Consider the following 26,120-nt stretch of genomic DNA (forward strand, 5'->3'; position numbering starts at 1 on the left):
AAGGTTCGCGGCATTCTACTGGAATTGAGAGGCGCTATGGATATCACCGAACTGCTGGCATTCAGCGCCAAACAGGGCGCATCCGACCTGCACTTGTCCGCCGGCCTGCCGCCGATGATTCGGGTGGATGGCGATGTACGGCGCATCAACCTGCCGGCCATGGACCACAAGCAGGTGCAGGCGCTGATCTACGCCATCATGAATGACACCCAACGGGCGGACTTCGAGAAACACCTGGAAACCGACTTTTCCTTTGATGTATCCGGTGTCGCGCGTTTTCGGGTCAATGCGTTCAACCAGAACCGTGGCGCGGGTGCGGTGTTTCGCACCATCCCGTCGAAAGTGCAGAGCATGGACGAACTGGGCATGGGAGAAGTGTTTCGCAAAATGACCGATGCTCCCCGTGGCCTGGTGCTGGTGACCGGTCCGACCGGTTCCGGCAAATCCACCACACTGGCGGCGATGATCGATTACCTGAACACCCATCGCCATCACCATATCCTCACGATTGAAGACCCCATCGAGTTTGTCCACGAATCGCGCAAATGCCTGATCAACCAGCGTGAAGTCCACCGCGATACCCGCAGCTTCGCCACGGCCCTGCGCTCGGCGCTACGGGAAGACCCTGACGTGATTCTGGTGGGCGAGATGCGTGACCTGGAGACCATTCGCCTGGCATTGACCGCCGCCGAAACCGGCCATCTGGTGTTCGGCACGCTGCACACCACGTCGGCGGCGAAAACCATCGACCGAGTGGTGGATGTATTTCCGGGGGACGAGAAGGCGATGGTGCGTTCGATGCTTTCCGAGTCGCTGCTGGCGGTGGTGTCCCAGACACTGGTGAAGAAGGTCGGTGGCGGGCGCGTTGCTGCCCACGAAATCATGCTGGGGACCTCGGCGATCCGCAACCTGATCCGCGAAGACAAGGTGGCTCAGATGTACTCGGCGATACAGACGGGAGGGGCGTTGGGCATGCAGACGCTGGATATGAGCTTGAAGAACCTGGTGACCAAGGGGCTGATCAGTCTTGATCATGCGCAGGAGAAAGCGCGGTCGCCGGAAGGTTTTTGAGGAGGATGTGTGGTGCTTTCAAGGGCCTCTTCGCGAGCAAGCCCGCTCCCACAGGGGAATGCATTCCAAAGTGGGAGCGGGCTTGCTCGCGAAGGGGCCATTATGTTCGATACAGATTCAGGGCACTGAAATCAGCGCTGAACCACACGCAACTGATTCGGTTCTTTCGGCAGAACCCGTTTGGCAACCACGTAGTGGTTTTCCCAGTACGGTTTATTCAAAGTGTCGATGGACACCGACTTGCCACGACGAGGCGCGTGGATGAAGCGGTCGTTGCCCAGGTAAATGGCAACGTGATTGACCCGACGACTCTTGATGTTGAAGAAAATCAGGTCGCCTGGTTTCAGGTCGTTGCGATCGACTTTCTCCCCATGACCGCTGGCCATGGCGTTGGAGGTGCGTGGCAGGTCGAACGTGGCGTCGTTGAACGCGTATTTCACCAGGCCGCTGCAATCGAAGCCTTTGCTTGGGCTACTGCCGCCCCAACGATAGGGCGTGCCGAGGACATTCACCGCGCGACTCAGCACGTTGCTGCTTTCCTTGGTGCCCATCGGTGGAACCAGGCCGCTTTTGTCGCTGGCCAGGGTTGGAGCATATTTAGCGGATTTTTTGTCTTTGCTCGAAGGAGCAGAGGCATGGGATTTTGGGGTGTAACCATTAACGTTAGGAAGACGTTGCTCACGATTGGTGGCGTGGGCGGCCAGTGGCATCAAAAGGCAAATGGTTAGCCATGTCTTGAAAAATGAACGCATTAGGCAAGGCTCTTAATAAGTTAGCGCGCAACTTTATAACAGCTTTTTTGCCGCTTCCGAGGCCGTTGGTCGATTCAACCTGGGGGGCAATGGTGGCAAAAATGCGGCAAAATGGCGCAATTGTCGGACAGGAGTCCGGTGTTACAAGGCTTTGGCGGGGGTGAAGGTAGCACCTGCCATACGTCGGGTGCCTGTAAAAAAGTCACAAAGAATTAAAGAATATTTATCTATCGTGTGATTCGAGGCCATTCATGAACCCCTATCAACAGGCTGTCCCGCAGCAAGACACCCACAGCAAAGTGATCGGTTACCTGCTGTGGATTTTCGGTTTTACCGGCGCTCACCGCTTCTATTACGGCAAGCCGGTGACCGGGACGATCTGGTTCTTCACCTTTGGCTTGCTGGGGATCGGCTGGCTGATCGACCTGTTCCTGATCCCGTCCATGGACCGCGAGGCTGACCTGCGGTTTACCGCTGGCCCCATCGAATACAACGTGGCGTGGATTCTGCTGACGTTTCTCGGGGTATTCGGCGTGCACCGGATGTATCAGGGGAAATGGATCAGCGGGCTGCTGTACCTGCTGACGGGCGGGTTGTTCTTTATTGGCGTGTTGTATGACTTCTGGACGCTGAATGACCAGGTTTCGCTGCGTAACGCGCAGAGTCGCTGATTTCTGCGGCGAGGGGCAGGCCCTCTCGCCGCAGGGTTTTACGTTTGGTGACTGATCCAGTTATCCGTCTGCTTGAGTTGCGGCCTATGAGTGGCTACTGAAATATTTTCAGTAATTGAAGTTGAAGTGTTAAAAATGCCATTGTGCTGAAGCTGTAGAAGATTGAAATGATGAAGTGGTTTGGGGTGGCCCAGTAAGCTATGCAGTCGGCGAGTACTACAAGTGATGCAACTGCAATTATCAACGCTGATACTTTTATCAGGATTCCATTAGTATCGTATTTGCGGGCTTTTCTATATAAGTATATTTGCATTAGGTGAAATATGAGTAGCATTAGGCCTGCGATCAGGATTGCACCTATTGGTATTCCGATTGAGTCTCGATCTATGTCGTAAATGCCTGCGCTCAAATTTCTTTCTATGGTAAATATTGCTACGCTGGAAGTGATCGCTAAAAGCGCTGGGTAGCTGTAGTTCAGGTGTTTGTAAAGAGTCTTCATGTGGGCTCTTCCTGAATGCAGAAGCTCATAAGTAAGGGCTTTTATGCCACTTTTCATTTTAACCAATCATGGAACATATCCATTTCTTCTGAGGAAATTATGGGGCATCGCATAGTGGCAGTGAGTAAGTTTGCCCGTCGTTGGAGAAGATGGCTTCAACGGCTCCCGCCAATCTGCAGTCGCCTAGGCTCTCCAGTTGAACCCAGGGTTAACTGTAAAGCCGCCTGATTTCCCTTGTGCTGTTTTTATACTAAATGATGGGTATTGAATCTGCATTCAATAACTTTGTAGGCTATTTCTGTATGTTGCGAAGCTATTTTCGCACAGATGAAGAGAGGTCAGAAATTTCTGTTCGTTGGGTAATTTTATTCGCCATCGTTTATAGAAATTTTCTTGATGCGGCTGTGCTGTTTGGGGAAGGTAGTGGAGGATGGGGCAGGAGGGTTGTATGACTTCTGGACGTTGAATGACCAGGTTTCTGTGCGTAACGCACAGAACAGAGGCGCCTTCCAGTAAGCCTTCGCGAGCAAGCCCGCTCCCACATTTGATCTTTGGTGTTCACAAATACTGTGTTCATCGCAGAACTAATGTGGGAGCGGGCTTGCTCGCGAATGCAGGCGATGCGGTCTTACGCCTGGTGGCTGATCCGCCCGTCCACCAAGGTGTAACGCACCACGCCTGGCAGGCTGTGGCCAATGAACGGGCAGTTTTCGCCCTTCGATAGCCAGTTTTCACCCGCGACGGTTGAGGCTGCCGGGTCGAACAGCACGATATCTGCCGCACCACCCACCGCCAGGCTACCCGCTGGCAGGCGCAAGGCCTCGGCAGGGCCGGCGCTCAGGCGTTTGAGCAGCGTCGGCAGGTCCAGCAAGCCGTCTTCAACCAGGGTCATCGCCAGCGGCAGCAGTAGTTCAACGCTGCTGATGCCTGGCTCGGTCGCGCCGAACGGTGCCAGCTTGGCGTCACGCTCATGGGGTTGGTGATGACTGGAGATGGCCGAGATCACACCGGATTTCACCGCTGCGCGCAGGCCCTCGCGGTCGGCGCGGGTGCGTAGCGGCGGCTGGACGTGATACAGGCTGCTGAAGTCGATCAGGGCTTCGTCGGTCAGGATCAGTTGGTACAGGGCGACATCCGCCGTGACCTTCAGGCCCCGGGCCTGGGCCTGGGCGATCAGTTGCACGCCGCGAGCACTGGTGAGCTGGCTGAAGTGCGCACGCACGCCAGTCTGTTCAACCAGCAGCAGATCCCGGGCCAGGGCGACGGTTTCGGCGCTTTCCGGGATGCCCGGCAAGCCAAGGAAGCTGGCAGTCGGGCCTTCGTGAGCCAGGCCACCCTCGGCCAGGTCGTGATCCTGGGAGTTGAAAATCACCGTCAGGTCGAAAGTCGCGGCATAGTCCAGTGCCCGGCACAGGGTGCGGGTGTTGCGGAAACTCTCCAGGCCATTGCCGAAGGCCACGCAACCGGCGTCGCGCAAGGCAACCAGCTCGGCCAGCTGTTCACCGTCCAGGCCTTTGCTCAGGGCGCCAATCGGGAAGACTTTGGTGTTGCCGGCCTCACGGGCGCGGTCGAGGATCAGTTCGGCCACCGCGGAGGTGTCCAGTACCGGCTTGGTCTTCGGCGGGCAGCACAGGCTGGTGACGCCGCCAGCTGCCGCCGCGCGGGTTTCGCTGACAATCGTGCCTTTGCGGCTGTAACCCGGCTCGCGCAGGGCAACGTTGAGGTCGACCAGGCCGGGAGCGGCCACCAGGCCTTTGGCGTCGATCGTGTCGACGGCGACAAAACCGGCAGGCGCCGCGCCAAGGGCGACGACTTTGCAGGCTTCAATGTGGATATCAGTCACTTGATCCAGGCCAGTGGCCGGATCGATCACGCGGGCGCCGAGAATGCTGAGTTTCACTGGGCGTTCTCCTGCTCGAGTTGGCGCTGGGCAGTTTGCCCGCTCATGGCCATGGACAGCACGGCCATACGAATGGCGATCCCGTAGGTCACCTGGTTGAGGATCACCGAGTGCGGACCGTCGGCCACCGCTGACTCGATTTCCACGCCACGGTTGATCGGTCCCGGGTGCATCACGATGGCATCGGGCTTGGCGCCGGCCAGGCGCGCGGTGGTCAGGCCGAACAGGCGATAGAACTCGCCTTCGCTCGGCAGCAGGCCGCCGGTCATGCGTTCACGCTGCAGGCGCAACATGATCACCACGTCGACGTCTTTCAGGCCTTCGGTCATGTCGGTGTAGACCTTCACGCCGTATTGCTCGATGCCGATCGGTAGCAGGGTTTTCGGTGCGATCACACGGATGTCCGGGCAACCGAGGGTTTTCAGGGCCAGCATGTTCGAGCGCGCAACCCGCGAGTGCAGGATGTCGCCGACGATGGCCACCGAAAGGTTTTCGAAGCCGCCCTTGTGCCGGCGGATGGTCAGCATGTCGAGCATGCCCTGGGTCGGGTGCGCGTGCCGGCCGTCACCGCCGTTGATGATCGCCACTTGCGGGCAGACATGTTCGGCGATGAAGTGCGCGGCCCCCGAATCGCCGTGGCGCACGACAAACATGTCGGCGGCCATGGCTTCCAGGTTGCGCAGGGTGTCGAGCAGGGTTTCGCCCTTGCTCGCCGACGACGTGGACACGTTGAGGGTGATCACGTCCGCCGACAGGCGTTGAGCCGCCAGTTCGAAGGTGGTGCGGGTGCGGGTCGAGTTCTCGAAGAACACGTTGCACACGGTCTTGCCGCGCAGCAACGGGACTTTCTTGACGGCCCGGGCGCCGACTTCGAGGAAGGAGTCGGCGGTGTCGAGGATTTCCGTCAACAGCTCGCGGCGCAAACCGTCGAGCGAGAGGAAATGGCGCAGCTGGCCCTGATCATTGAGCTGCAGCGGGCGCTTGGTTTCTAGAGGCGTCATCGCAAGGGGGACTCTCAATAGGGCGAATTAAAGGGCGAGGTCTTGCAGTTCGAGCGCTAGCTCGGGGCCAGACAACTTCACGCGTTCGTGGGCCGCCAGTGACAGGGTGGCGCCGACCACGTTCGGGCGGATCGGCAGTTCGCCGGCGTCCAGGTCCAGCAGGCACACCAGCGTCACGCTGGCCGGGCGGCCGTAGTCGAACAATTCGTTCATGGCTGCGCGGATGGTGCGACCGCTCATCAGCACATCGTCGATCAGCACCAGGTGCTGGCCTTCGATCTCGAACGGCAGCGCCGAAGGGCGAACCTGCGGGTGCAGGCCGCTCTGGCTGAAATCGTCGCGGTAGAAGGACACATCCAGGGTGCCGAGGGGCTCATTGCTGCCCAGTTCCTTGAGTAGGGCCTGGGCCACCCAGACGCCGCCGGTACGAATACCGATGAAACGCGGGTCGCTGATGCCACGGTGTTCCAGATGGACCTTGAGACGGGTCGCCATCTGACTGATCAGTTCGACGGGATTGGGCAGGCTCATGGTTGCTCCTTCTTGGGCCCGAGTCGGCCTGTGCAGGAAGTGGCTCGGGTTGTAGCTAAGAGAGACGCACAGCGGTTCTTCAGGATTCAAACAGTGCGGTGTTTTCGTCAAGCCAGCCTTGCAGCAGCAGGGCGGCAGCGATGGCGTCGACGGGGTTATCGCGATAACTGCCCTTCTGGCCGCCCCGGGCCAGGCGTTCGCCCTTGGCCTCGAAGGTGGTCAGGCGTTCATCGTGGGTATAAAAGGGCAGGTTGAAGCGGCCGTTCAGGCGTCGGGCGAACTTTTCCGCGCGGGCGCACATGTCACTGGGCGTGCCGTCCATGTTCAACGGCAGGCCGACCACCACGGCATCGGGTTTCCACTCTTTGATGAGGGCTTCGACCTGATTCCAGTCGGGAATGCCGTTTTGCGCTTTCAGGGTGCACAGCTCGCGAGCCTGGCCGGTAACCACCTGGCCGACCGCAACGCCGATCTGTTTGGTGCCGTAGTCGAATCCGAGAATCAGCCGCAGGGCCATCAGGCGTGCCCCGCCTGGCTGGTCAGCAGGCTGAGGTTGACGCCCAGGTGCCTGGCCGCCGCTTCCAGGCGCAGTTCGCTGCTGGTGTTGAACAGGATGTCGGCGTCATACGGGCAGGTCAGCCAGGCGTTCTGGGCCAGTTCGGCTTCAAGCTGCCCGGCTTCCCAACCGGCGTAGCCGAGGGCGATCAAGCTTTTCGCCGGGCCGATGCCGTCAGCGATGGCGAACAGCACATCCTGGGACGTCGACAGCGACAACTCGCCTTCCAGATCAACGGTTGCCTGGAAGCTCAGCCCCTTGGGGTGCAGGACGAAGCCGCGATCGGTCTGCACCGGGCCGCCGATAAAGATCGGCACATGCTGGCAGAGTGCAGGCGGTTCGATTTCCGGGCGCAATTGCTCAAGGATATCGGCCAGGTTCAGCTCTTGTGGGCGGTTGACCACCAGCCCCATGGCACCATTGGCCGTGTGCTCGACGATGTAGGTCAAGGTGTGCGCAAAGTTCGGGTCGGCCATGTGGGGCATGGCGATCAGGAATTGATGCTTGAGGTAGCTGGGAATGACGTTTTTCATGTGCGCTAGTGTGGCGTTCGGGGGGCGAACTGACAAGCTGGGGATGCCGCAAATTGGTTGTCGACACCGAACAAATGTGGGAGCGGGCTTGCTCGCGAAGGTGTCGTGTCAGTCGACATCAATGTTGAATGAATGACTGCTTTCGCGAGCAAGCCCGCTCCCACAGGGGATTTGTGGGGTCAGTTGCTGGAAAGGCGATCGCCGCGGGCAAATTTCCAGGTGCGGATAATTTCCAGCCGGTCGATATCTGACAAATCCCCGGTAAAGGGTGCAAACGGCGCCGCCAGTCGGACGATCCGCTGTGCCGCCTGGTCCAGCAGCGGCTGGCCTGAAGATTCCAGCACCAGCACCTCATACAGCGAGCCGTCGCGATTGATCGACACCATCAAACGCAAATTGCCGTAGATCTGCTTGCGCCGCGCTTCGTCGGGGTAGTTGAGGTTGCCGATACGCTCGACTTTCTTGCGCCATTCGTCTTTGTACCAGGCGCCCTTGTCGCGCATGGTCGAGGCCGCGCTCAAGCGGTGAATACGCGGACGTTTGGCGTACAGCTGTTGTTCGGCGGCCAGTTCCGCTTCGAGGCTGGCGATGTCGCTGGACAGTTGCTCGCTGTCGAACGTCGGCGCCTGGACCTGGGGTTTGACTTGGGTCTTGGGCTCCTCGGTCTTGGCCGGGGCTTTTTTCGGCTTTGGCGCCACGGTGGTCACGGCAGCCTTCGGCGGGGCTTCCTGCACTTCAGGCTTGGCGGCCGGCGGTGGCGTGACTTTTTGCACCTTGTTGTCCTGGAACGGCGCAACCTCGGTGGTCTTGGGAATCGCCTTTTTATCCAGGGTGCCGCTGCCTTGCTGATTCTCTTGCGCGAGGAAGTCAGCCTTTTCAGGCTTCTTTTCGCTTTTGAAGGTGGCGAGGGTGATTTCCAGGGTTTTGCTGATCTGCCTGGGCTCGACCACTGCGAATCCGACGCCCAGCAGCAAGGCCAGGTGGATCAGTGCCGCCAGAAACAGGGTAAAACCGAGGCGATCGGCCGGGCGCACGCCACGGTGGGCGAGTTCGGCAGGCAGATCGGACGGGAGGGTCATGACAAGGAAACCAACATCGCGTTTTTCACAGGCCGCGCATGATAACGCAATGTTGGTTTAGCTAATCAACGTGCCTTGAGCTTCTGATCGATGGCATCCATGAGCATGCCGCCGATGTCGGTGCCGAATGCGTTATCAATCTCGCGAATGCAGGTCGGGCTGGTGACGTTGATCTCGGTCAGGTGCTCGCCGATCACATCCAGGCCAACGAACAAAAGGCCTTTTTCCCGCAGGGTCGGGCCGACTTGCGCGGCGATCCAGCGGTCCTTGTCGGTCAGCGGACGGGCTTCGCCACGGCCACCGGCGGCGAGGTTGCCACGGGTTTCACCCTGGGCCGGAATCCGTGCCAGGCAGTAATCCACGGGCTCGCCATCGATCATCAGGATGCGCTTGTCGCCATCGACGATGGCCGGCAGGTAACCCTGGATCATGATTTGCTGTTGACCATGCAGGGTCAGGGTTTCGAGGATCACCGACAGGTTCGGATGCCCTGCGGTGTGGCGGAAGATCGAAGAACCGCCCATGCCGTCCAGCGGCTTGAGGATCACATCGCCATGATGGTCGGCGAATTCGCGCAGCACGTCAGGGCGACGGCTGACGATGGTCGGCGGCGTGCACTGCGGAAACAGCGTGGCAAACAGCTTCTCGTTGCAGTCGCGCAGGCTTTGCGGCTTGTTGACCACCAGCACGCCAGCGCGCTCGGCCTGTTCCAGCAAATAAGTGGAGTAGACGAACTCCATGTCGAACGGCGGATCCTTGCGCATCAGGATCACGTCCAGATCGCTCAGCAACGCGTCGCTTTCGGCGCCCAGTTCGAACCATTTTTCAGGGTTGGCGAACACCTGCAGCGGACGCATCCGGGCCCGGGCCTGGCCTTCACCCTGATACAGGTCGCGCTGTTCCATATAGAACAATTCCCAGCCACGCTTCTGCGCGGCCAGCAGCATGGCCAGCGAGCTATCCTTTTTATAGGAAATGCTGGCGATAGGGTCCATGACAATCCCGACGCGAACGCTCATTGGGTTTTCCTCGAAATTTGGCTACCGGATCGGTATGAAAAAAGTGGCGTCAGAGTGGCGCTGAGTGTGTTCCCGGTCAAGGAAAAACCATCGCCCCGGTCGGCCGATAGATTGGTTCTGGAGACTGTGCTAAAAAGGCTGCCATGCCGTGCTGGCCCTTGAGTATCAAGGGTTTCGAGCCGCCAATTACCCGCAAGCGGACAATTTGATTCGTAAAGGCGACGCAGAGCATCTTATGGAACAGCACCCCAGCGCCTTGAAAGTCATGGTGATCGACGATTCGAAGACGATTCGTCGCACTGCCGAAACGCTGCTCAAGAACGTCGGGTGCGAGGTCATTACGGCCATCGACGGCTTCGATGCCCTGGCCAAGATTGCCGACAACCACCCCGGCATCATTTTTGTCGACATCATGATGCCGCGCCTGGATGGTTATCAGACCTGCGCCTTGATCAAGAACAACAGCGCGTTCAAGTCCACGCCAGTGATTATGCTGTCATCCAAGGACGGGCTGTTCGACAAGGCCAAGGGGCGTATCGTCGGTTCCGACCAGTTTTTGACCAAGCCTTTCAGCAAGGAAGAATTGCTTGATGCGATCCAGGCCCATGTGCCTGGTTTCGCCGCCGTTTTGCCGCAGTAGGACACGCACAGTGACGCTCGGCCATCGGGCCCGGCGCCGACAAGAATGGGGAAGACCATGGCACGAATTCTGATCGTCGATGATTCGCCGACCGAAATGTACAAACTGACTGGCATGCTGGAAAAGCACGGTCATGAAGTGTTGAAAGCCGAAAACGGTGCCGACGGCGTGGCCCTGGCCCGCCAGGAAAAGCCCGACGCAGTGCTGATGGACATCGTCATGCCAGGCCTCAACGGCTTCCAAGCGACCCGCCAGCTGACCAAAGACCCGGAAACCGGGCACATCCCGGTGATCATCATCACCACCAAGGATCAGGAAACCGACAAGGTCTGGGGTACGCGCCAGGGCGCCAGGGACTACCTGACCAAGCCGGTCGATGAAGACACCCTGATCAAAACCCTGAACAACGTGCTGGCCGGTTGATCGTCAGGCCATGAACGAAGCGCTGACGGCTTTCGAACTGCTGCTGCAAATCGACCAGCGCTGTCGTTTGCTGGCGGCGGACTTGCCGTCCCAGCCGGCCCGGCGGGACAGCTGGAGCGGCATCGGTTTTCGCCTGGGCGAGCACTGGTACGTCGCGCCCATGAGCGAAGTCAGCGAAGTCTTGCACGAGCCGCGCTTTACCCAGCTACCGGGGGTCAAACCCTGGGTCAAGGGTGTCGCCAACCTGCGCGGGCGTTTGCTGCCGGTCATGGATTTGTGCGGCTTCTTCGGGCACGAGCTTTCGGCGGTGCGCCGACAGCGGCGGGTGTTGGTGGTGGAACATGAAGAGGTGTTTGCCGGGTTGCTGGTCGATGAAGTCTTCGGCCTCCAGCACTTTGCCCAGGACAGCCTGGAACCGGTGCCGGCAGACGAGTTGAAGGGGGCGATGGCGGCGTTCGTCAAAGGCCGGTTTCAACGTGAGCAGTGCTGGCAGGTGTTCAGCCCGTTTGCGTTGATGCAGTCCCAGGGATTCATGAACGTCGCGGTTTAACCGGAACAACACAGATCCAATGTGGGAGCGGGCTTGCTCGCGAAGGCGGTAGATCAGCCAATATCAATGTTGAATGGACTGCCGCCTTCGCGAGCAAGCCCGCTCCCACAGGGTTCCGGGCAGGCCCGGAAATGGGCAAACAGGCGAGGACCGATGATAAAAGCAAAAGCAGGCAAGCCAGTCGAAGGGTCGCGCAGCCGGTCGCAGATTATCGTGCTGTTCATCGCGCTGATCGTCTTCATCATGCTGCTGTTCGCCAACTTCGCGTACCTCAACACCCAGGCGATCTACGACAAACAGTACATCGGCCACGCCGGCGAACTGCGCGTGCTGTCCCAGCGTATCGCCAAGAACGCCACCGAAGCCGCCGCCGGCAAGGCTGCCGCGTTCAAGTTGCTCAGCGATGCGCGCAACGATTTTGCCCAGCGCTGGGGTTATCTGAAGAAGGGCGACCCGGCCACCGGTTTGCCGCCGGCCCCCACCACCGTGCGTCCAGAGATGCGCGCGGTGCAACAGGACTGGGAACGCCTGCTGAAAAACACCGATGCGATTCTTTCCAGCGAGCAAACCGTACTGTCGCTGCATCAGGTCGCCGCGACCCTGGCCGAAACCGTGCCGCAATTGCAGGTCGAGTACGAAAAAGTCGTCGAGATCCTCCTGCAAAGGGGCGCCCCGGCGGCCCAGGTGGCGATGGCCCAGCGCCAGTCGCTGCTGGCCGAGCGGATCCTCGGCGCGGTCAACACGGTATTGGCCGGCGACGAAAATTCACAGCAGGCCGCCGATGCGTTCGGACGTGACGCGACGCAGTTCGGCAAGGTGCTCAATGGCATGCTCCAGGGCGACCCGGCACTCAAGGTCAGCCAGGTCGAAGACCGCGACGCCCGTGCGCGGCTCGCGGACATCGCCGAATTGTTCGAGTTCGTCTCGGGCTCTGTGGACGAAATCCTCGAAACCTCGCCGGAGCTGTTCAAGGTCCGCGAATCGGCGTCGAACATTTTCAGTCTGTCGCAAACCCTGCTCGACGAAGCCTCACACCTGGCCAGCGGTTTCGAAAACATGGTCGGTAGCCGCACCACCGACACCATTGGCGGTTATGTACTGGGCTTGTTGGCGCTGGCTTCGATCATCCTGATCGGCCTGGTGATGGTGCGCGAAACCAATCGTCAGCTGCGGGAAACCGCCGAGAAAAACGAGCGTAACCAGAACGCGATCATGCGTTTGCTCGACGAGATCGAAGACCTGGCCGACGGCGACCTCACGGTGACGGCCTCGGTGACAGAAGACTTTACCGGCACCATCGCCGACTCGATCAATTACTCCGTCGACCAGTTGCGCGATCTGGTCGCGACCATCAACCTCACTGCCGGTCAGGTCGCCGCCGCCGTGCAGGAAACCCAGGCCACCGCCATGCACTTGGCCCAGGCTTCGGAACATCAGGCCCAGCAGATTTCCGAGGCCTCGATGGCGATCAACGACATGGCCGAGTCCATCGACCAGGTGTCGGCCAATGCCGCTGAATCTTCGGCGGTTGCCGAACGCTCGGTGGAAATCGCCAACAAGGGCAACGAGGTGGTGCACAACACCATCCACGGCATGGACAACATTCGCGAGCAGATTCAGGACACCGCCAAGCGCATCAAGCGTCTGGGTGAGTCATCCCAGGAAATCGGCGACATTGTCAGCCTGATCGATGACATTGCCGACCAGACCAATATCCTTGCCCTCAATGCGGCCATCCAGGCCTCCATGGCCGGTGACGCCGGTCGCGGTTTTGCCGTGGTGGCCGATGAAGTGCAGCGGCTGGCCGAGCGCTCGTCTGCCGCCACCCGGCAGATCGAAACCCTGGTGCGGGCGATCCAGACCGACACCAACGAAGCGGTCATCTCCATGGAGCAGACTACGACCGAGGTGGTGCGTGGCGCCCGTCTGGCGCAGGATGCCGGTGTGGCCCTGGAAGAAATCGAAGGTGTCTCCAAGACACTCGCGGCGTTGATCCAGAGCATTTCCAACGCTGCACAACAGCAGACGTCGTCGGCCGGTCAGATTTCCCTGACGATGAACGTGATCCAGCAGATCACCTCGCAGACGTCGTCGGGTTCCACCGCCACGGCCGACAGCATCGGCAACCTGGCGAAAATGGCCAGCCAGTTGCGTCGTTCGGTGTCCGGTTTCACCTTGCCGGATGCCAAGGCGCAGGTTGTGGATAAAGCTTGAACCGCCCATGGGTATCTGAATTGTGATTGGAGTGGTTATGGGTGATCGGCACGACTATGTGGCCCTCGAGTGGGTCAAGGGCGAGATTGCCGAAACGCTGAAACAGGCTCATCACGCGATCGAAAACCTGCTCGATGACCCGCAGGCGACGCAGGCGCTGGATGAATGCCTGGCGTGCATCCATCAGGTCCACGGCAGTTTGCAGATGGTCGAGTTCTATGGCGCGGCGTTGCTCGCCGAAGAAATGGAACAACTGGCCGTGGCCTTGCGGGGCAACCGTGTCAGCCATCGCGACGAGGCGTTGCACCTGTTGATGCAGGCCCTCGGGCAATTGCCGATCTACCTTGACCGGGTGCAAGGCGCGCGCCGCGATTTGCCACTGGTGGTGTTGCCCCTGATCAACGACCTGCGCAGCGCCCATGGCGAAAGCCTGCTGTCGGAAACCAGCCTGTTCAGCCCGCAATTGCTCGAGTTGCCAGCATTGGATGCAGAAACGCTGGCGCAGCTGGAACCGGACGAATTACCCAATGTGCTGCGCAAGTTGCGGCAGATGCTGCAAATGGCGCTGGTCGGGTTCCTGCGTGAACAGGACAGCGACACCAACCTCGATTACCTGGCCAAGGTCTTCGCCCGCCTCGAAGCACTGTGCGGCAACGCCCCCCTGAGCCCGTTGTGGCAAGTGGCTTCGGCCCTGGTCGAAGGCATGCAGGGCGGTGCGATTGCCAACAGCCCGGCCTTGCGCAGCCTGTTCCGGGATGCCGACAAGGAACTCAAGCGCCTGCTCGAAGAAGGCATGCGCGGCATCAATCAACCGGCACCGCCGGAGCTGCTCAAGAGTTTGCTCTTCTATATTGCCAAGGCCGAACATCCCACCGGGCAGATGCTGACCATGAAAGAACGCTACTCACTGGACGACGCGCTGCCCGACAGCGCGATGGTCGATGAAGAACGCGCGCGGCTGGCCGGTCCCGACCGTGACGCCATGCGCTCGGTGCTGGCAGCGCTGTGCGAAGAGCTGGTGCGGGTCAAAGAGCGCCTGGATCTGTTCGTGCGCAGTGACCGCCAGCACACCTCTGACCTCGACAGCCTGCTGGCGCCGCTGCGGCAAATCGCCGACACCCTGGCGGTCCTGGGCTTCGGCCAGCCGCGCAAGGTGATCATCGATCAATTGGCCGTGGTGCTCAGCCTCGCTCAGGGCCAGCGCGAACCCAACGATGCCATCCTCATGGACGTTGCCGGGGCCTTGCTGTACGTCGAGGCGACGCTGGCCGGCATGGTCGGAACCGTGGAGCCGGAGAGCCAGGATGACAACCGCCTGCCGACCACCGACCTGACGCAGATCCATCAGATCGTGATCAAGGAGGCTCGCATCTGTTTGCAGCAGGCCAAGGACATGATCGTCGACTACATCGACGCCGATTGGGACCGCCAGCATTTGCAGGCGCTGCCGGCCTTGCTGACCCAGGTGCGCGGCGCGCTGGCGATGATTCCGTTGAGCCGGGCGGCGAGCCTGGTCGAAACCTGCAATCACTTTATCCGCGAGCACCTGCTGCTCGAACCGGGTCAACCGGGCTGGCAGGAACTGGACAGCCTGGCCGACGTGATCACCAGTATCGAGTACTACCTCGAGCGCCTCAGCGATGACCCGCAAGCGCAGGGTGAAAACCTGCTCGATGTCGCGGAAAAAAGCCTGGCGAGCCTCGGGTTTTTCCCCAGTGAGCAGCATGTGCCAGTGCTTGATGAGGTGCTCAGCCCGAGCGAAGCGCAGGTCATGCAGATGATGCAGGAACTGGATGATCCGCAGATCGTCCAGACCCTGGCCGATGTGCTCGCCAGCCCGGTCTCGAGCCTGAACCCGCCGGCCCTGAACACCCCGGGCAGCCTGCTGCCGCCGCCCGCCGGCGAAGAGCCGGTGGACGAGGAACTGCGCGAAGTGTTCCTCGAGGAAACCGACGAAGTCCTGGAAATCCTGCGCGAATACTTGCCACGCTGGTCGGTCAACCCCGACAACCGCTCGGCCCTGAGCGAACTGCGCCGGGCCTTCCACACCCTCAAGGGCAGCGGCCGCATGGTGCGCGCCCTGGTGCTGGGGGAGCTGGCCTGGGCTGTGGAAAACCTGCTCAACCGCGTACTGGAAGACAGCGTGGAGCCAGGCGTTACGGTGCAGCAATTGGTCGGCGATGTGCTGCAACTGTTGCCGGAGCTGGTGGCGGAATACGCCGCCAATGCCCAGCGTCAGCGCAACGATGTCGACCAGTTGGCCGCCCGTGCCCATGCCTTGGCCAAGGGTGATGAACCGGTGTCCGATGAGGATACGCAAGACGTCGCAGCCCTCGACCCGTTGTTGCTGGAGATCTTCCGCAAAGAAGCCGAAACGCACCTCGCCACGCTGCACCGCTTCCTTGATCAGGCCGCCGAACATGTGCCGTTGCAGGCCAGCGACGAGTTGCAGCGCGCCTTGCACACCCTCAAGGGCAGTGCCTCCATGGCCGGTGTCTTGCCGATTGCCGAGCTGGCCGCACCGCTGGATCAACTGGCCCGGGAATACAAGGCGCACCTGATTGCGCTGGATCTGGATGAAGTCGAACTGTTGCTGGAAGCGGAGGGGCTGTTTCGCCTCGGTTTGCGTCAGCTCAAGCGCGATCCGCTGGCGGAAATTCCCGGTGCCCTGCATTTGATTGAGCGAGCCAAGGCCCTGCAGGCCGAGCGTCTGGAAACCCTCCTGAGCACACCGAACACCGGGCTGCGGATCAAGCGCGATCCGCAGTTGATCAACAACTTCCTCGCCCAGGGCATGGACATCCTGCTGGACGCCGAAAGCCTGTTGCAGCGTTGGCAGCAACACCCCGGCGAACGTCAGGAACTCAGTGCGCTGCTGGACGAATTGACCACCCTCGGCGAAGGCGCCCATCTGGCCGACCTGCATCCGGTGGATGAGCTGTGCGAAGCGTTGCTCGACCTGTACGGTGCAGTGGAAGAAAGCAGCCTGGCGGTCAGCGAGCGGTTTTTCCATGAGGCACAGAATGCCCACGAAGCGCTGATCAACATGCTCGACGAACTGGCCGCCGGCCAGGAAGTCAGCCCGCAACCGCAACGGATCAGGGCCTTGCGCGAACTGCTCGACGAGAGCCTTGACCCGTCGGCCATGGGCCTGATCCGCAGTGATGGCAGCCGCACCCTGAACATCCGCGAATTGGGGGCTGCCACCGAGGAACTGGCCCAGGCCTCCACGGCCACGGGGCTGGACGATGAAATCGTTGCGATCTTCCTTGAAGAAGCGGTGGATATCCTCGAAAGCGCCGGCCAGGCCTTGCAGCGCTGGTTGCGCGACTCGGACAACGCCGCGCCGCTGTCGTCCCTGCACCGGGATTTGCACACCCTCAAAGGCGGCGCGCGCATGGCCGAGGTCGGGCCGGTCGGCGATCTGGCCCATGAACTGGAAAGCCTTTACGAAGGCCTGGTGGATCGTCGCTACGCCTACAGCGAGTCATTGGCGGTGCTGTTGCAGCAGAGCCATGACCGCTTGGCGCAGTACCTTGACCAGGTACAGCACAACCAGCCCCTGGGCGATTGCGCTGAGCTGATCGAGGCCATTCGCGCCTACCGGCAGGGCCACTCGGGCGCCGCCGAGGTTAGCGAACTGGCCGCCACTAATGACTCGGCCGCCCATGATCCGGAGTTGCTGGAGATCTTCCTCGAGGAAGGTTTCGACATCATCGAAAGCTCCGGGGCGGCGCTGGAGCGCTGGCAGGCCCAACCTTCGAATCGCCAGGAAGTGGAAACCCTGCTGCGCGACCTGCATACCCTCAAGGGCGGTGCGCGCATGGTGGAAATCGCCGCGATTGGCGATCTGGCCCATGAGCTGGAGTTCCTCTACGAAGGCCTGTCCACTGGCGTGCTGCAACCGACGGTGCCGTTGTTCGCGCTGTTGCAGCGCAGCCATGACCGCCTGGCGCAGATGCTCGACGCGGCCCGCGCCGGTGAGCCGATTCCGCCGGCCGACCGCCTGATCGATGCGATCAAGAACTTCAGCCACCCGGCCGTGCCTGAAGCGCCCGCGCCGGTTGCGCCGCCGGCCACGCCCAAGGCCGAGCCGCTGGCACCGCCGCCCGATGCCGGCGCCGACATGGTCAAGGTCTCGGCGGAGCTGCTCGACGATCTGGTCAACCTGGCCGGTGAAACATCGATCTTCCGTGGCCGGATCGAACAGCAGGTCAACGATGCGCACATCGCCCTGAGCGAGATGGAAACCACCATCGAACGGATGCGCGACCAGTTGCGCCGACTCGATACCGAAACCCAGGGGCGGATCCTCAGTCGCCAGCAAGTCGACGCCGAACGCCTGGGCTACGAAGAATTCGACCCGCTGGAAATGGACCGCCATTCACAGTTGCAGCAACTGTCCCGGGCGCTGTTCGAATCGGCCTCCGACTTGCTCGACCTCAAGGAAACCCTCGAGCGACGCAATCAGGATACGGAAAACCTGCTGCAACAGCAGGGCCGCATCAACACCGAGTTGCAGGAAGGGCTGATGCGCACGCGCATGGTGCCGTTCGAGCGCATGCTCCCGCGTTTGCAGCGCATCGTCCGCCAGGTGTCCAGCGAGCTGGGCAAGGACGTGGATTTCATCGTCGATAACGCCGAAGGTGAAATGGATCGCAACGTGCTTGAACGCATGGCCGCGCCGCTGGAACACATGCTGCGCAACGCCGTCGACCATGGCCTGGAGTCCGTCGAAGCGCGGCTGGCGGCGGGGAAACCGGCCAAGGGCAAGATCACCCTCGATCTGCTGCGTGAAGGCGGCGACATCATTTTCGACATTCGCGACGACGGCGCCGGTGTGCCGCTGGACGCGGTGCGGCGCAAGGCGATCAAGCGCGGCCTGCTCGCCCCGAACAGCGTCATCAGTGATCACGATGTGTTGCAGTTCATCCTGCAACCGGGGTTTTCCACCGCCGAGAAAATCACTCAGATCTCCGGGCGCGGCGTCGGCATGGACGTGGTGCACGAAGAGGTGCGGCAACTGGGCGGCACCATGAGCATCGACTCGGTCCCCGGGCAGGGCGTGCATTTTCGCATTCGCCTGCCGTTTACCGTATCGGTCAACCGGGCGCTGATGGTGCAGTGCGGTGAAGACCAGTATGCGATCCCGCTCAATACCATCGACGGCATCGTTCGCGTCCTGCCCAATGAGCTCGAAGGGTATTTCCGTTTCGATGCGCCGACCTACGAATACGCCGGGCAACGTTACGAGCTGTGCTATTTGGGTGAGCTGCTGAAAACCAGCCCGCGTCCGAAACTGTTGGGCCAGAGCCTGCCATTGCCGGTGTTGCTGGTGCAGTGCAACGAACGGCACGTCGCGGTGCAGGTGGACGCCATGGCCGGTACTCGCGAAATCGTGGTCAAGAGCCTGGGGCCGCAGTTTGCGGCGGTGCAAGGGGTGTCCGGGGCGACGATTCTCGGGGATGGCCGGGTGGTGCTGATTCTGGATTTGCTGGCGCCGATCCGCGCCATGCAGGCCCGTGTACCCCAGCGTCCGGCGGGGCAGGAGGTCGAGGTTGAACCGCATCGGCCGTTGCTGGTGATGGTGGTCGATGACTCGGTCACCGTGCGCAAGGTCACCAGCCGCTTGCTCGAACGCCATGGCATGAACGTGCTGACCGCCAAGGACGGGGTCGATGCCATGCTGCTGCTGGAAGAGCACATGCCCGACCTGATGCTGCTGGATATCGAGATGCCGCGCATGGATGGCTTCGAAGTCGCGACGCAAGTGCGCAACGACGAACGCCTGCAGCACCTGCCGATCATCATGATCACCTCCCGCACCGGACAGAAACACCGCGACCGCGCCATGGCCATCGGCGTCAACGACTATCTGGGCAAGCCGTACCAGGAATCGGTGCTGCTCGAAAGTATCGCCTTGTGGAGCAAGACCCATGCTTGAACACCGCACCAGCAACCTCACCGGCCTGCTGCTGCCGTTGGCCGACCGCAACCTGATCCTGCCCAACGTCGCCGTGGCCGAGCTGATCGATTACCAGCGACCGGGGACTTTCGACCTCGACACACCGCCGTGGTACCTGGGGCTGGTGACGTGGCGCGACCGGCAGATTCCGCTGCTGAGTTTCGAGTCGGCCTGTGGGCAGAAAACTGTCATTGGCGAGCGTGCGCGGATTGTCATTCTCAATGCCCTTGGCGGGAGGCCCGAGCTGAAATTCATCGCACTGCTGGTGCAGGGGATTCCGCGCTCGTGCAAGCTCGACAGCCAGTTGAGTTACGTGGACGTGCCGTTGTGTGCGCTGGAACAGGCGGCGGTGCAGGTGGGGGAGCAGGTGGCGAAAGTGCCGGATCTGTTGGCGCTGGAGGCGTTGCTGGTGGATGCCGGGTTGGTCGACTGATTGCGGTTTTTGTATTGATTGTGCTGGCCTCTTCGCGAGCAAGCCCGCTCCCACACTGGAGTTGTGTTCGCCGCGGATCCAGTGTGGGAGCGGGCTTGCTCGCGAAGGCGTGAGTCCAGACATCCATTACTCCAAGCGTAACGATCCGCCACTCTGCTTGATTGATGCTCCCACCCAACACTCCTAAGGTGACCCACACGACAGCGAACCCGTGGAGTGGTCATGACAACAACAATATCCCCCGACTCGCGATGGACGCGGCGGCGCAGCGAAAAGCAGCGGCGCCTCGAGCTGGTGCGAGGTCTTGCCGACGGTGTGGTGTTGCCCACCGATAACATCGTCGCGGCGCTGGAAGCGTTGATCCTGCCGGGCGACCGTGTGGTGCTCGAAGGCAACAACCAGAAACAGGCGGATTTCCTCTCGCGCTCCCTGGCCAAGGCCGACCCCGCGAAGCTGCATGACCTGCACATGATCATGCCCAGCGTCGGGCGCGCCGAGCACCTGGACCTGTTCGAACGCGGCATCGCCCGCAAGCTCGACTTCTCCTTTGCCGGTACCCAAAGCCTGCGCATCAGCCAGTTGCTCGAAGACGGCCTGCTGGAAATCGGTGCGATCCACACCTACATCGAACTCTACGCGCGGCTGGTGGTGGACCTGATTCCCAACGTCGTGCTCTCGGCCGGGTTCATGGCCGACCGTGCCGGCAACATCTACACCGGGCCGAGCACCGAAGACACCCCGGCACTGATCGAGCCGGCGGCCTTCAGCGACGGTATCGTCATCGTCCAGGTCAACCAGTTGGTGGACGACGTCAGCGACTTGCCACGGGTGGACATCCCGGCGTCCTGGGTCGACTTCGTGGTGGTGGCCGACAAGCCGTTCTACATCGAACCGCTGTTCACTCGCGACCCACGGCACATCAAGCCCGTGCACGTGCTGATGGCGATGATGGCGATCCGCGGCATCTACGAAAAACACAACGTGCAATCCCTTAACCACGGTATCGGTTTCAATACTGCGGCCATCGAACTGATCCTGCCGACCTACGGCGAATCCCTCGGCCTCAAAGGCAAGATCTGCCGCAACTGGACGCTCAACCCGCACCCGACGCTGATTCCGGCGATTGAAAGTGGCTGGGTCGAAAGCGTGCATTGCTTCGGCACCGAGCTGGGGATGGAAAACTACATTGCGGCGCGGCCGGATGTGTTCTTTACCGGGCGCGACGGTTCCCTGCGTTCGAACCGGATGTTCAGCCAACTGGCCGGGCAGTACGCCGTGGACCTGTTCATCGGCGCGACGCTGCAGGTCGATGGCGACGGTCATTCTTCCACCGTGACCCGTGGACGCCTGGCCGGTTTCGGCGGAGCACCGAACATGGGTCACGACCCGCGCGGGCGTCGCCACGGCACACCAGCCTGGCTCGATATGCGCAACACCGACGTGGCCGAACCGATGCTCGAACGCGGCAAGAAGCTCGTGGTGCAGATGGTCGAGACCTTCCAGGAGGGCGGCAAACCGACTTTCGTTGAAACCCTCGATGCGGTCGATGTGGCGAAGAAAAGCGGCATGCCACTGGCGCCGATCATGGTCTACGGCGACGACGTGACCCACCTGTTGACCGAAGAAGGCATCGCCTACCTGTACAAGGCGCGCTCGCTGGAAGAACGTCAGGCGATGATCGCCGCCGTCGCCGGGGTGACCGCCATCGGCCTGCGCCACAACCCCAAAGACACCGCGCGCATGCGCCGCGAGGGCTTGATCGCCTTGCCCGAAGACCTCGGCATTCGCCGCACCGACGCCACCCGCGAATTGCTCGCGGCGAAAAGCGTGGCCGATCTGGTGGAGTGGTCCGGTGGCCTCTACAACCCGCCCGCCAAGTTCAGGAGCTGGTAATGCACGCACTCAACCTGCAACCCAAAACCCTGAGCCTGGCCGAGCGGCTGGCGGACCTGGCGGTGGACGCGCTGATCGACGAGGCTGATCTGTCGCCGAAGCCGGCACTGGTCGACCGTCGCGGCAATGGCGCCCACACCGATTTGCACCTGGGGCTGATGCACGCCTCGGCGCTGTCCCTGTGGCCGGCCTTCAGGGCGATGGCCGATGCCGCGATTGCGTTCGGTGAGATCGGCCTGCCCCTGCGCGAGGCTGTCGGCTGGATCGGTCGTGAAGGCGAGCAAGCGATGCTCGACACCACGGGTGGCGTGAATACTCATCGCGGGGCGATCTGGGCCTTGGGCCTGTTGGTGACGGCCGCGGCGCTGGACCCTGAATCCACGGCTGCAAGCAGCGTATCGATTCGTGCGGCGCGCCTGGCTCTGCTCGACGACCGTTACGCACCGCGCCCACTCAGCCACGGCGCTCAAGTCGCCCAACGCTACGGCGCACGGGGCGCCCGTGAGGAGGCGCAACTCGGTTTTCCGGCAGTGACCCAACGCGCTCTGCCGCAACTCTTGCGCAGTCGTGCAGCCGGCCATGGCGAACAGAACGCCCGGCTCGATGCGCTGCTGGCGATCATGACGAATCTGGCCGACACCTGCGTGCTGTTCCGCGCCGGGGAACAAGGTCTGCAAACCATGCAACTCGGCGCCCAAGCAGTGCTCGATGCCGGAGGTAGCGCCAGCCTCGCCGGACGTCGCCGCCTGCATGAGCTGGACCAACAACTCATCGCGTTGAATGCCTCGCCCGGTGGTGCTGCGGACTTGCTCGCAGCCTGCCTGTTCATCGACCGTATCGCGTCGGGCGACAGCCTCAAACAGGGAGCTTTCTGATGGAAACCTTATCCTTTGAATTCCCCGCCGGGCAGCCGCCGCGCGGTCGTACCCTGGTGGGTTGTGTCGGCTCGGGTGATCTGGAAGTGCTGATCGAACCGGGTCAGGCCGGCAAGCTGACAATCAACGTGCAGACCTCGGTCAATGGCAGTGAACAACGCTGGCAGCATCTGTTCGCACGGATGTTCGACGGCCAGACGCCACCGGCGATGGCCATCGACATCCACGATTTCGGCGCGACCCCCGGCGTGGTGCGCCTGCGTCTGGAACAGGGCTTCGAGGAGATTGGCCATGACTGACAGCGCATCCCTGCTCAACAAACACAGCTTCGTCGAACTCGGTGCGCGGCAACGGGCCAAGGCCCTGCTCGACGCCGGCACCTTCCGCGAACTGCTCGATCCCTTTCAACGGATCATGTCGCCGTGGCTGTCGCGCCAGGGCGTGGTGCCGCAAGCCGACGACGGCGTGGTGATCGCCAAGGGCAACCTCGATGGTTTGCCGGTGGTAATCGCGGCCATTGAAGGGGCGTTTCAGGGTGGCAGCCTCGGTGAAGTCGGCGGGGCAAAAATTGCCGGTGCGCTGGAACTGGCCGCCGAAGACAACCGCAACGGCATCCCGACCCGCGCCGTGCTGCTGCTGGAAACCGGCGGCGTGCGCTTGCAGGAAGCCAATCTCGGTCTGGCGGCGATTGCCGACATCCACGCGGCGATTGTCGATTTGCAGCAGTACCAACCCGTGGTCGGAGTCGTGGCGGGCAGCGTCGGTTGTTTTGGTGGCATGTCGATTGCCGCGGGGTTGTGCAGCTATTTGCTGGTGACCCAGGAAGCGCGGCTGGGCCTGAACGGACCACAGGTAATCGAGCAGGAAGCCGGACTCGAGGAATACGACTCCCGCGACCGGCCCTTCATCTGGAGCCTGACCGGTGGTGAGCAGCGTTTCGCCAGTGGTCTGGTGGATCGTTATGTTGCCGACGACGTGGCGCAGATTCGCCAACAGGTGGGTGAGTTGCTCCAGCAAGGTTTGCCGGCGCAATCACGCAGTCGTCAGGCCGAACTGTTCCTGCAACGCCTGGCGCGTCTGGACGCCGAACCGCAAATCGAGCCGTCCGTGGTTCGCGATCTGTACCAAGGAGAATGCCCATGAGCTCGTATTCCCTGCGTGGTTTGAACTGGTTCAACGCCTTGAGTGCCGGGGCAAAAGCGGTCGAGGGTTTGCCGGCTTCGCTGAAGGTCGCGGACGGTGCGCTGGGCGATCAGCCGGTGCGTTTCATCGCGGTGGTGGCCGACCCGGAAAACCGCTTCGTCCGTGCACGCAACGGCGAAGTGGGTTTGCTTGAAGGCTGGGGCCTGGCCAAGGCCGTGGATGAAGTCATCGCCGCCGATCAGAACAAGACGCAGAAACGCGCCTTGGTCGCCATCGTCGACGTGCCGAGCCAGGCTTACGGTCGACGCGAGGAAGCCCTCGGCATTCATCAGGCGCTGGCCGCAGCGGCGGGCAGTTACGCCCGTGCCCGTCTGGCCGGCCATGCAGTGATCGGTTTGCTGGTGGGCAAGGCGATGTCCGGGGCGTTTCTGGCCCACGGCTATCAGGCCAATCGCTTGATTGCCCTGCGCGATCCGGGGGTGATGGTGCATGCCATGGGTAAGGCGTCGGCGGCGCGGGTGACCTTGCGCAGTGTCGAAGAGCTCGAAGCCTTCGCCGCCAGCGTGCCGCCGATGGCTTATGACATCGACAGCTATGCCAGCCTCGGGCTGCTGTGGGAAACCTTGTCGGTGGAACAGATCGAGCAGCCGACTGCGGCGGATCTGGCGCGGGTGACCGAGTGCCTGCATCAGGCGATTGGCGATGTGGCCGCCGGTGGTCGTGATCTGAGTGGTCGCCTGGGTGCGAGTAATCGTGCAGCGTCGAGCAAGGTTCGCCAATTGCTGAGGGCGCAGTGGTGAATACGTTTCTGGCCCATGACCTGCTGTGGGGCATGACCGTGCAGCAGTTGCCTGCGGATGCGCCTTCGTGGGTGATCGAGTCGATCAGTGCCGGGCAGCCGGTGGTGGTCCGTCGTGCCTTGTGCGCAGCGGGACAGGTGGCAGTGGGCGTGCGTGGGCCGCTGCGTGAACAGCGCTTTGCGACACGGATGGAAGTCGCCGCCATTACACGACGAGTGCGGCCGGAAGAACTCTGCCATGTTCAAGGCCTGCGTGACTTCCCGGCGCTGCGTGCCTTGGCACAACTGCGCTCGCACCTTGATGAGAGTGGCTGGGTTTGGGGTGTCAGCGGCAGCGCCGGATTCGAATTGGCCAGCGGGTTTGCCGCGTTGCACGAGGACAGCGACCTCGACCTGATCCTGCGTACGCCACGTCCGTTGAGTCGCGTCGACGCGCAGGCGTTGGTGGCCGTTCTCGACACGGCCGTGTGCCGGGTGGACCTGCAATTGCAGATACCGTTGGGCGCCATTGCCTTGCGCGAATGGGCCGGTGCTTCGTCGCGGGTCTTGTTGAAAAGTGCCACTCAGGCCAGTCTGGTCACTGACCCGTGGAATCCACAGGAGCAGGCAGCGTGAGCAGCTTGCTGGTGTTCCCCGGCCAGGGTGCGCAGCAGCCGGGCATGCTGGCGCGCTTGCCTCGGGAAACGCTGAACGAGGCGAGCGATCTGCTCGGTGAAGATGTCTCGCGGCTGGACTCTGCCGAGGCGTTGCAGTCGACGAGGGCGGTTCAGCTTTGCCTGCTGATCGCTGGCGTCGCCGCTTCACGCCAGTTGACCATGGCCCCGGACTATGTGGCCGGCTTGTCAATCGGCGCTTATCCGGCGGCAGTGGTGGCCGGTGTCTTGAGTTTCAACGATGCGTTGCATCTGGTCAGCCTGCGCGGTGAGCTGATGCAGCAGGCTTATCCACAGGGCTACGGCATGACCGCGATCATCGGTCTGGACCTGGCCACGGTGGAGGCACTGCTGGCCCGGGTGCATAGCACAGAAACGCCGGTTTATCTGGCCAATATCAATGCTGATAATCAAGTGGTGATTGCCGGCAGCGATGCGGCGATGCAAGCGGTGGCCGAGTTGGCGAAAGGTTGCGGAGCGGGCTTGGCCAAGCGTCTGGCAGTGAGCGTGCCGTCCCATTGCCCATTGCTTGAGGCCCCCGCGCAACGACTAGCCGAAGCCTTCGCCAAAGTGCCGCTGCACACACCGAAGATGGGTTACCTGAGCGGCAGTCGTGCGCGTCCGCTGATCAAGCCCGAAGCCCTGCGTGACGACCTGGCCTTCAACATGTGCCGCATCGTCGATTGGCGCGGCACAGTACAAAGCGCCTACGAGCGCGGCGTGCGTCTACAGATCGAACTGCCGCCCGGTGCGGTGCTGACCGGGCTGGCACGCCGGGTGTTCGAGCAAGGCACCGTGATTGCCTTCGACGGTGCGCGGCTCGATACCTTGCAGGCGCTGATGCGAGAGGAGGGAAGCCGCCACTCCTAAAACTCAGGCTTCGAACAACAAAAACAACATTCGAAATGCACTTTGAGGAC

The 26,120-nt window shown here is 61.6% G+C and carries 24 protein-coding genes; 15 read left to right on the top strand and 9 right to left on the bottom strand.

What is annotated here, in order from left to right; translation table 11 throughout:
• Positions 1-36: 36 nt before the first annotated feature.
• On the top strand, positions 37-1,071 hold the full coding sequence (locus ABIA48_RS16515; protein ID WP_204929474.1) for a type IV pilus twitching motility protein PilT: 1,035 nt from the start codon (positions 37-39) through the stop codon (positions 1,069-1,071).
• Between the two features lie 131 nt (positions 1,072-1,202).
• On the opposite strand, the gene ABIA48_RS16520 is transcribed toward ABIA48_RS16515, so the two are convergent.
• On the bottom strand, positions 1,203-1,823 hold the full coding sequence (locus ABIA48_RS16520) for a C40 family peptidase (RefSeq protein WP_429490005.1): 621 nt from the start codon (positions 1,821-1,823) through the stop codon (positions 1,203-1,205).
• 251 nt (positions 1,824-2,074) lie between these two features.
• Between ABIA48_RS16520 and ABIA48_RS16525 the strand changes: the two genes are divergently transcribed.
• Positions 2,075-2,494, top strand: a complete 420-nt coding sequence (locus tag ABIA48_RS16525) for an NINE protein (RefSeq protein ID WP_310056093.1) — start codon at positions 2,075-2,077, stop codon at positions 2,492-2,494.
• A gap of 94 nt (positions 2,495-2,588) precedes the next feature.
• Here the strand turns inward: ABIA48_RS16525 and ABIA48_RS16530 are convergent, their stop codons facing one another.
• The 8 genes from ABIA48_RS16530 to gshB form a co-directional block, all read right to left on the bottom strand.
• Positions 2,589-2,993: a hypothetical protein gene (locus tag ABIA48_RS16530; protein WP_429490007.1), complete on the bottom strand. Its 405-nt coding sequence runs from the start codon at positions 2,991-2,993 to the stop codon at positions 2,589-2,591.
• Between the two features lie 628 nt (positions 2,994-3,621).
• Complete coding sequence (locus tag ABIA48_RS16535) at positions 3,622-4,893, bottom strand: dihydroorotase (protein ID WP_429490009.1); 1,272 nt, start codon at positions 4,891-4,893, stop codon at positions 3,622-3,624.
• Positions 4,890-5,894: an aspartate carbamoyltransferase catalytic subunit gene (locus tag ABIA48_RS16540; RefSeq protein ID WP_223460556.1), complete on the bottom strand. Its 1,005-nt coding sequence runs from the start codon at positions 5,892-5,894 to the stop codon at positions 4,890-4,892. Before ABIA48_RS16540 ends, ABIA48_RS16535 begins: the two co-directional genes overlap by 4 nt.
• 27 nt (positions 5,895-5,921) lie before the next feature.
• Positions 5,922-6,425, bottom strand: coding sequence for a bifunctional pyr operon transcriptional regulator/uracil phosphoribosyltransferase PyrR (pyrR, locus tag ABIA48_RS16545; RefSeq protein WP_429490011.1), 504 nt, complete (start codon positions 6,423-6,425; stop codon positions 5,922-5,924).
• Positions 6,426-6,504: 79 nt separating this feature from the next.
• Positions 6,505-6,942: a Holliday junction resolvase RuvX gene (gene ruvX / locus ABIA48_RS16550; protein ID WP_110660097.1), complete on the bottom strand. Its 438-nt coding sequence runs from the start codon at positions 6,940-6,942 to the stop codon at positions 6,505-6,507.
• Positions 6,942-7,514, bottom strand: a complete 573-nt coding sequence (locus ABIA48_RS16555; RefSeq protein WP_429490014.1) for a YqgE/AlgH family protein — start codon at positions 7,512-7,514, stop codon at positions 6,942-6,944. Before ABIA48_RS16555 ends, ruvX begins: the two co-directional genes overlap by 1 nt.
• A gap of 179 nt (positions 7,515-7,693) precedes the next feature.
• Complete coding sequence (locus ABIA48_RS16560) at positions 7,694-8,593, bottom strand: energy transducer TonB (RefSeq protein WP_429490016.1); 900 nt, start codon at positions 8,591-8,593, stop codon at positions 7,694-7,696.
• A 65-nt stretch (positions 8,594-8,658) separates the two neighbouring features.
• Complete coding sequence (gshB, locus tag ABIA48_RS16565; RefSeq protein ID WP_057712924.1) at positions 8,659-9,612, bottom strand: glutathione synthase; 954 nt, start codon at positions 9,610-9,612, stop codon at positions 8,659-8,661.
• Positions 9,613-9,847: 235 nt separating this feature from the next.
• On the opposite strand from gshB, the gene pilG reads away from it, so the two are divergent.
• The 13 genes from pilG to mdcH all read left to right on the top strand — a co-directional run bounded on the left by pilG (position 9,848) and on the right by mdcH (position 26,070).
• The gene (gene pilG, locus ABIA48_RS16570) at positions 9,848-10,252 is read left to right on the top strand and encodes a twitching motility response regulator PilG (protein WP_007987791.1); all 405 of its coding nucleotides are present in this window, start codon (positions 9,848-9,850) and stop codon (positions 10,250-10,252) included.
• Between the two features lie 57 nt (positions 10,253-10,309).
• Positions 10,310-10,675, top strand: coding sequence for a twitching motility response regulator PilH (gene pilH, locus ABIA48_RS16575; protein ID WP_007987790.1), 366 nt, complete (start codon positions 10,310-10,312; stop codon positions 10,673-10,675).
• A 10-nt stretch (positions 10,676-10,685) separates the two neighbouring features.
• Positions 10,686-11,225 (top strand): chemotaxis protein CheW, encoded by a 540-nt coding sequence (locus ABIA48_RS16580; protein ID WP_429490019.1) that lies wholly within the window; start codon positions 10,686-10,688, stop codon positions 11,223-11,225.
• Between the two features lie 153 nt (positions 11,226-11,378).
• The gene (locus tag ABIA48_RS16585) at positions 11,379-13,439 is read left to right on the top strand and encodes a methyl-accepting chemotaxis protein (protein ID WP_429490021.1); all 2,061 of its coding nucleotides are present in this window, start codon (positions 11,379-11,381) and stop codon (positions 13,437-13,439) included.
• Between the two features lie 37 nt (positions 13,440-13,476).
• A complete protein-coding gene (locus ABIA48_RS16590; RefSeq protein ID WP_429490023.1) occupies positions 13,477-19,383 on the top strand; it encodes an Hpt domain-containing protein in 5,907 nt (1,968 codons plus the stop codon).
• A complete protein-coding gene (locus ABIA48_RS16595) occupies positions 19,376-19,837 on the top strand; it encodes a chemotaxis protein CheW (protein ID WP_429490025.1) in 462 nt (153 codons plus the stop codon). Before ABIA48_RS16590 ends, ABIA48_RS16595 begins: the two co-directional genes overlap by 8 nt.
• A gap of 222 nt (positions 19,838-20,059) precedes the next feature.
• Positions 20,060-21,730 carry a malonate decarboxylase subunit alpha gene (gene mdcA, locus ABIA48_RS16600; RefSeq protein ID WP_007987781.1) on the top strand — a complete coding sequence of 557 codons (1,671 nt, stop codon included), beginning with the start codon at positions 20,060-20,062 and terminating at the stop codon, positions 21,728-21,730.
• Positions 21,730-22,605 carry a triphosphoribosyl-dephospho-CoA synthase gene (locus tag ABIA48_RS16605; protein ID WP_429490027.1) on the top strand — a complete coding sequence of 292 codons (876 nt, stop codon included), beginning with the start codon at positions 21,730-21,732 and terminating at the stop codon, positions 22,603-22,605. Before mdcA ends, ABIA48_RS16605 begins: the two co-directional genes overlap by 1 nt.
• Entirely contained in the window at positions 22,605-22,904 is a 300-nt protein-coding gene (locus ABIA48_RS16610) for a malonate decarboxylase subunit delta (protein ID WP_008001147.1), read from the top strand. Before ABIA48_RS16605 ends, ABIA48_RS16610 begins: the two co-directional genes overlap by 1 nt.
• Positions 22,897-23,748: a biotin-independent malonate decarboxylase subunit beta gene (locus ABIA48_RS16615; protein WP_429490029.1), complete on the top strand. Its 852-nt coding sequence runs from the start codon at positions 22,897-22,899 to the stop codon at positions 23,746-23,748. Before ABIA48_RS16610 ends, ABIA48_RS16615 begins: the two co-directional genes overlap by 8 nt.
• Complete coding sequence (mdcE, locus tag ABIA48_RS16620; RefSeq protein WP_429490031.1) at positions 23,745-24,548, top strand: biotin-independent malonate decarboxylase subunit gamma; 804 nt, start codon at positions 23,745-23,747, stop codon at positions 24,546-24,548. The genes ABIA48_RS16615 and mdcE overlap by 4 nt, the downstream gene beginning before the upstream one ends.
• Positions 24,542-25,162, top strand: coding sequence for a malonate decarboxylase holo-ACP synthase (locus ABIA48_RS16625; RefSeq protein ID WP_429490033.1), 621 nt, complete (start codon positions 24,542-24,544; stop codon positions 25,160-25,162). The genes mdcE and ABIA48_RS16625 overlap by 7 nt, the downstream gene beginning before the upstream one ends.
• The gene (gene mdcH / locus ABIA48_RS16630) at positions 25,159-26,070 is read left to right on the top strand and encodes a malonate decarboxylase subunit epsilon (RefSeq protein WP_429490035.1); all 912 of its coding nucleotides are present in this window, start codon (positions 25,159-25,161) and stop codon (positions 26,068-26,070) included. Before ABIA48_RS16625 ends, mdcH begins: the two co-directional genes overlap by 4 nt.
• Positions 26,071-26,120 lie beyond the last annotated feature (50 nt).

The sequence above is a fragment of the Pseudomonas sp. S30_BP2TU TE3576 genome (assembly GCF_050436025.1).
GTDB lineage: Bacteria > Pseudomonadota > Gammaproteobacteria > Pseudomonadales > Pseudomonadaceae > Aquipseudomonas.

Coding starts and splice junctions, on each gene's coding strand:
- ABIA48_RS16515 (WP_204929474.1), top strand. CDS start 37: ATGGATATCACCGAACTGCTGGCATTCAGCGCCAAACAGGGCGCATCC.
- ABIA48_RS16595 (WP_429490025.1), top strand. CDS start 19,376: ATGCTTGAACACCGCACCAGCAACCTCACCGGCCTGCTGCTGCCGTTG.
- ABIA48_RS16540 (WP_223460556.1), bottom strand. CDS start 5,894: ATGACGCCTCTAGAAACCAAGCGCCCGCTGCAGCTCAATGATCAGGGC.
- pilG (WP_007987791.1), top strand. CDS start 9,848: ATGGAACAGCACCCCAGCGCCTTGAAAGTCATGGTGATCGACGATTCG.
- ABIA48_RS16560 (WP_429490016.1), bottom strand. CDS start 8,593: ATGACCCTCCCGTCCGATCTGCCTGCCGAACTCGCCCACCGTGGCGTG.
- ABIA48_RS16585 (WP_429490021.1), top strand. CDS start 11,379: ATGATAAAAGCAAAAGCAGGCAAGCCAGTCGAAGGGTCGCGCAGCCGG.
- ABIA48_RS16615 (WP_429490029.1), top strand. CDS start 22,897: ATGACTGACAGCGCATCCCTGCTCAACAAACACAGCTTCGTCGAACTC.
- mdcA (WP_007987781.1), top strand. CDS start 20,060: ATGACAACAACAATATCCCCCGACTCGCGATGGACGCGGCGGCGCAGC.
- pilH (WP_007987790.1), top strand. CDS start 10,310: ATGGCACGAATTCTGATCGTCGATGATTCGCCGACCGAAATGTACAAA.
- ABIA48_RS16580 (WP_429490019.1), top strand. CDS start 10,686: ATGAACGAAGCGCTGACGGCTTTCGAACTGCTGCTGCAAATCGACCAG.
- ABIA48_RS16520 (WP_429490005.1), bottom strand. CDS start 1,823: ATGCGTTCATTTTTCAAGACATGGCTAACCATTTGCCTTTTGATGCCA.
- ABIA48_RS16525 (WP_310056093.1), top strand. CDS start 2,075: ATGAACCCCTATCAACAGGCTGTCCCGCAGCAAGACACCCACAGCAAA.
- ABIA48_RS16605 (WP_429490027.1), top strand. CDS start 21,730: ATGCACGCACTCAACCTGCAACCCAAAACCCTGAGCCTGGCCGAGCGG.
- mdcE (WP_429490031.1), top strand. CDS start 23,745: ATGAGCTCGTATTCCCTGCGTGGTTTGAACTGGTTCAACGCCTTGAGT.
- ruvX (WP_110660097.1), bottom strand. CDS start 6,942: ATGGCCCTGCGGCTGATTCTCGGATTCGACTACGGCACCAAACAGATC.
- gshB (WP_057712924.1), bottom strand. CDS start 9,612: ATGAGCGTTCGCGTCGGGATTGTCATGGACCCTATCGCCAGCATTTCC.
- pyrR (WP_429490011.1), bottom strand. CDS start 6,425: ATGAGCCTGCCCAATCCCGTCGAACTGATCAGTCAGATGGCGACCCGT.
- ABIA48_RS16530 (WP_429490007.1), bottom strand. CDS start 2,993: ATGAAGACTCTTTACAAACACCTGAACTACAGCTACCCAGCGCTTTTA.
- ABIA48_RS16555 (WP_429490014.1), bottom strand. CDS start 7,514: ATGAAAAACGTCATTCCCAGCTACCTCAAGCATCAATTCCTGATCGCC.
- ABIA48_RS16610 (WP_008001147.1), top strand. CDS start 22,605: ATGGAAACCTTATCCTTTGAATTCCCCGCCGGGCAGCCGCCGCGCGGT.
- ABIA48_RS16590 (WP_429490023.1), top strand. CDS start 13,477: ATGGGTGATCGGCACGACTATGTGGCCCTCGAGTGGGTCAAGGGCGAG.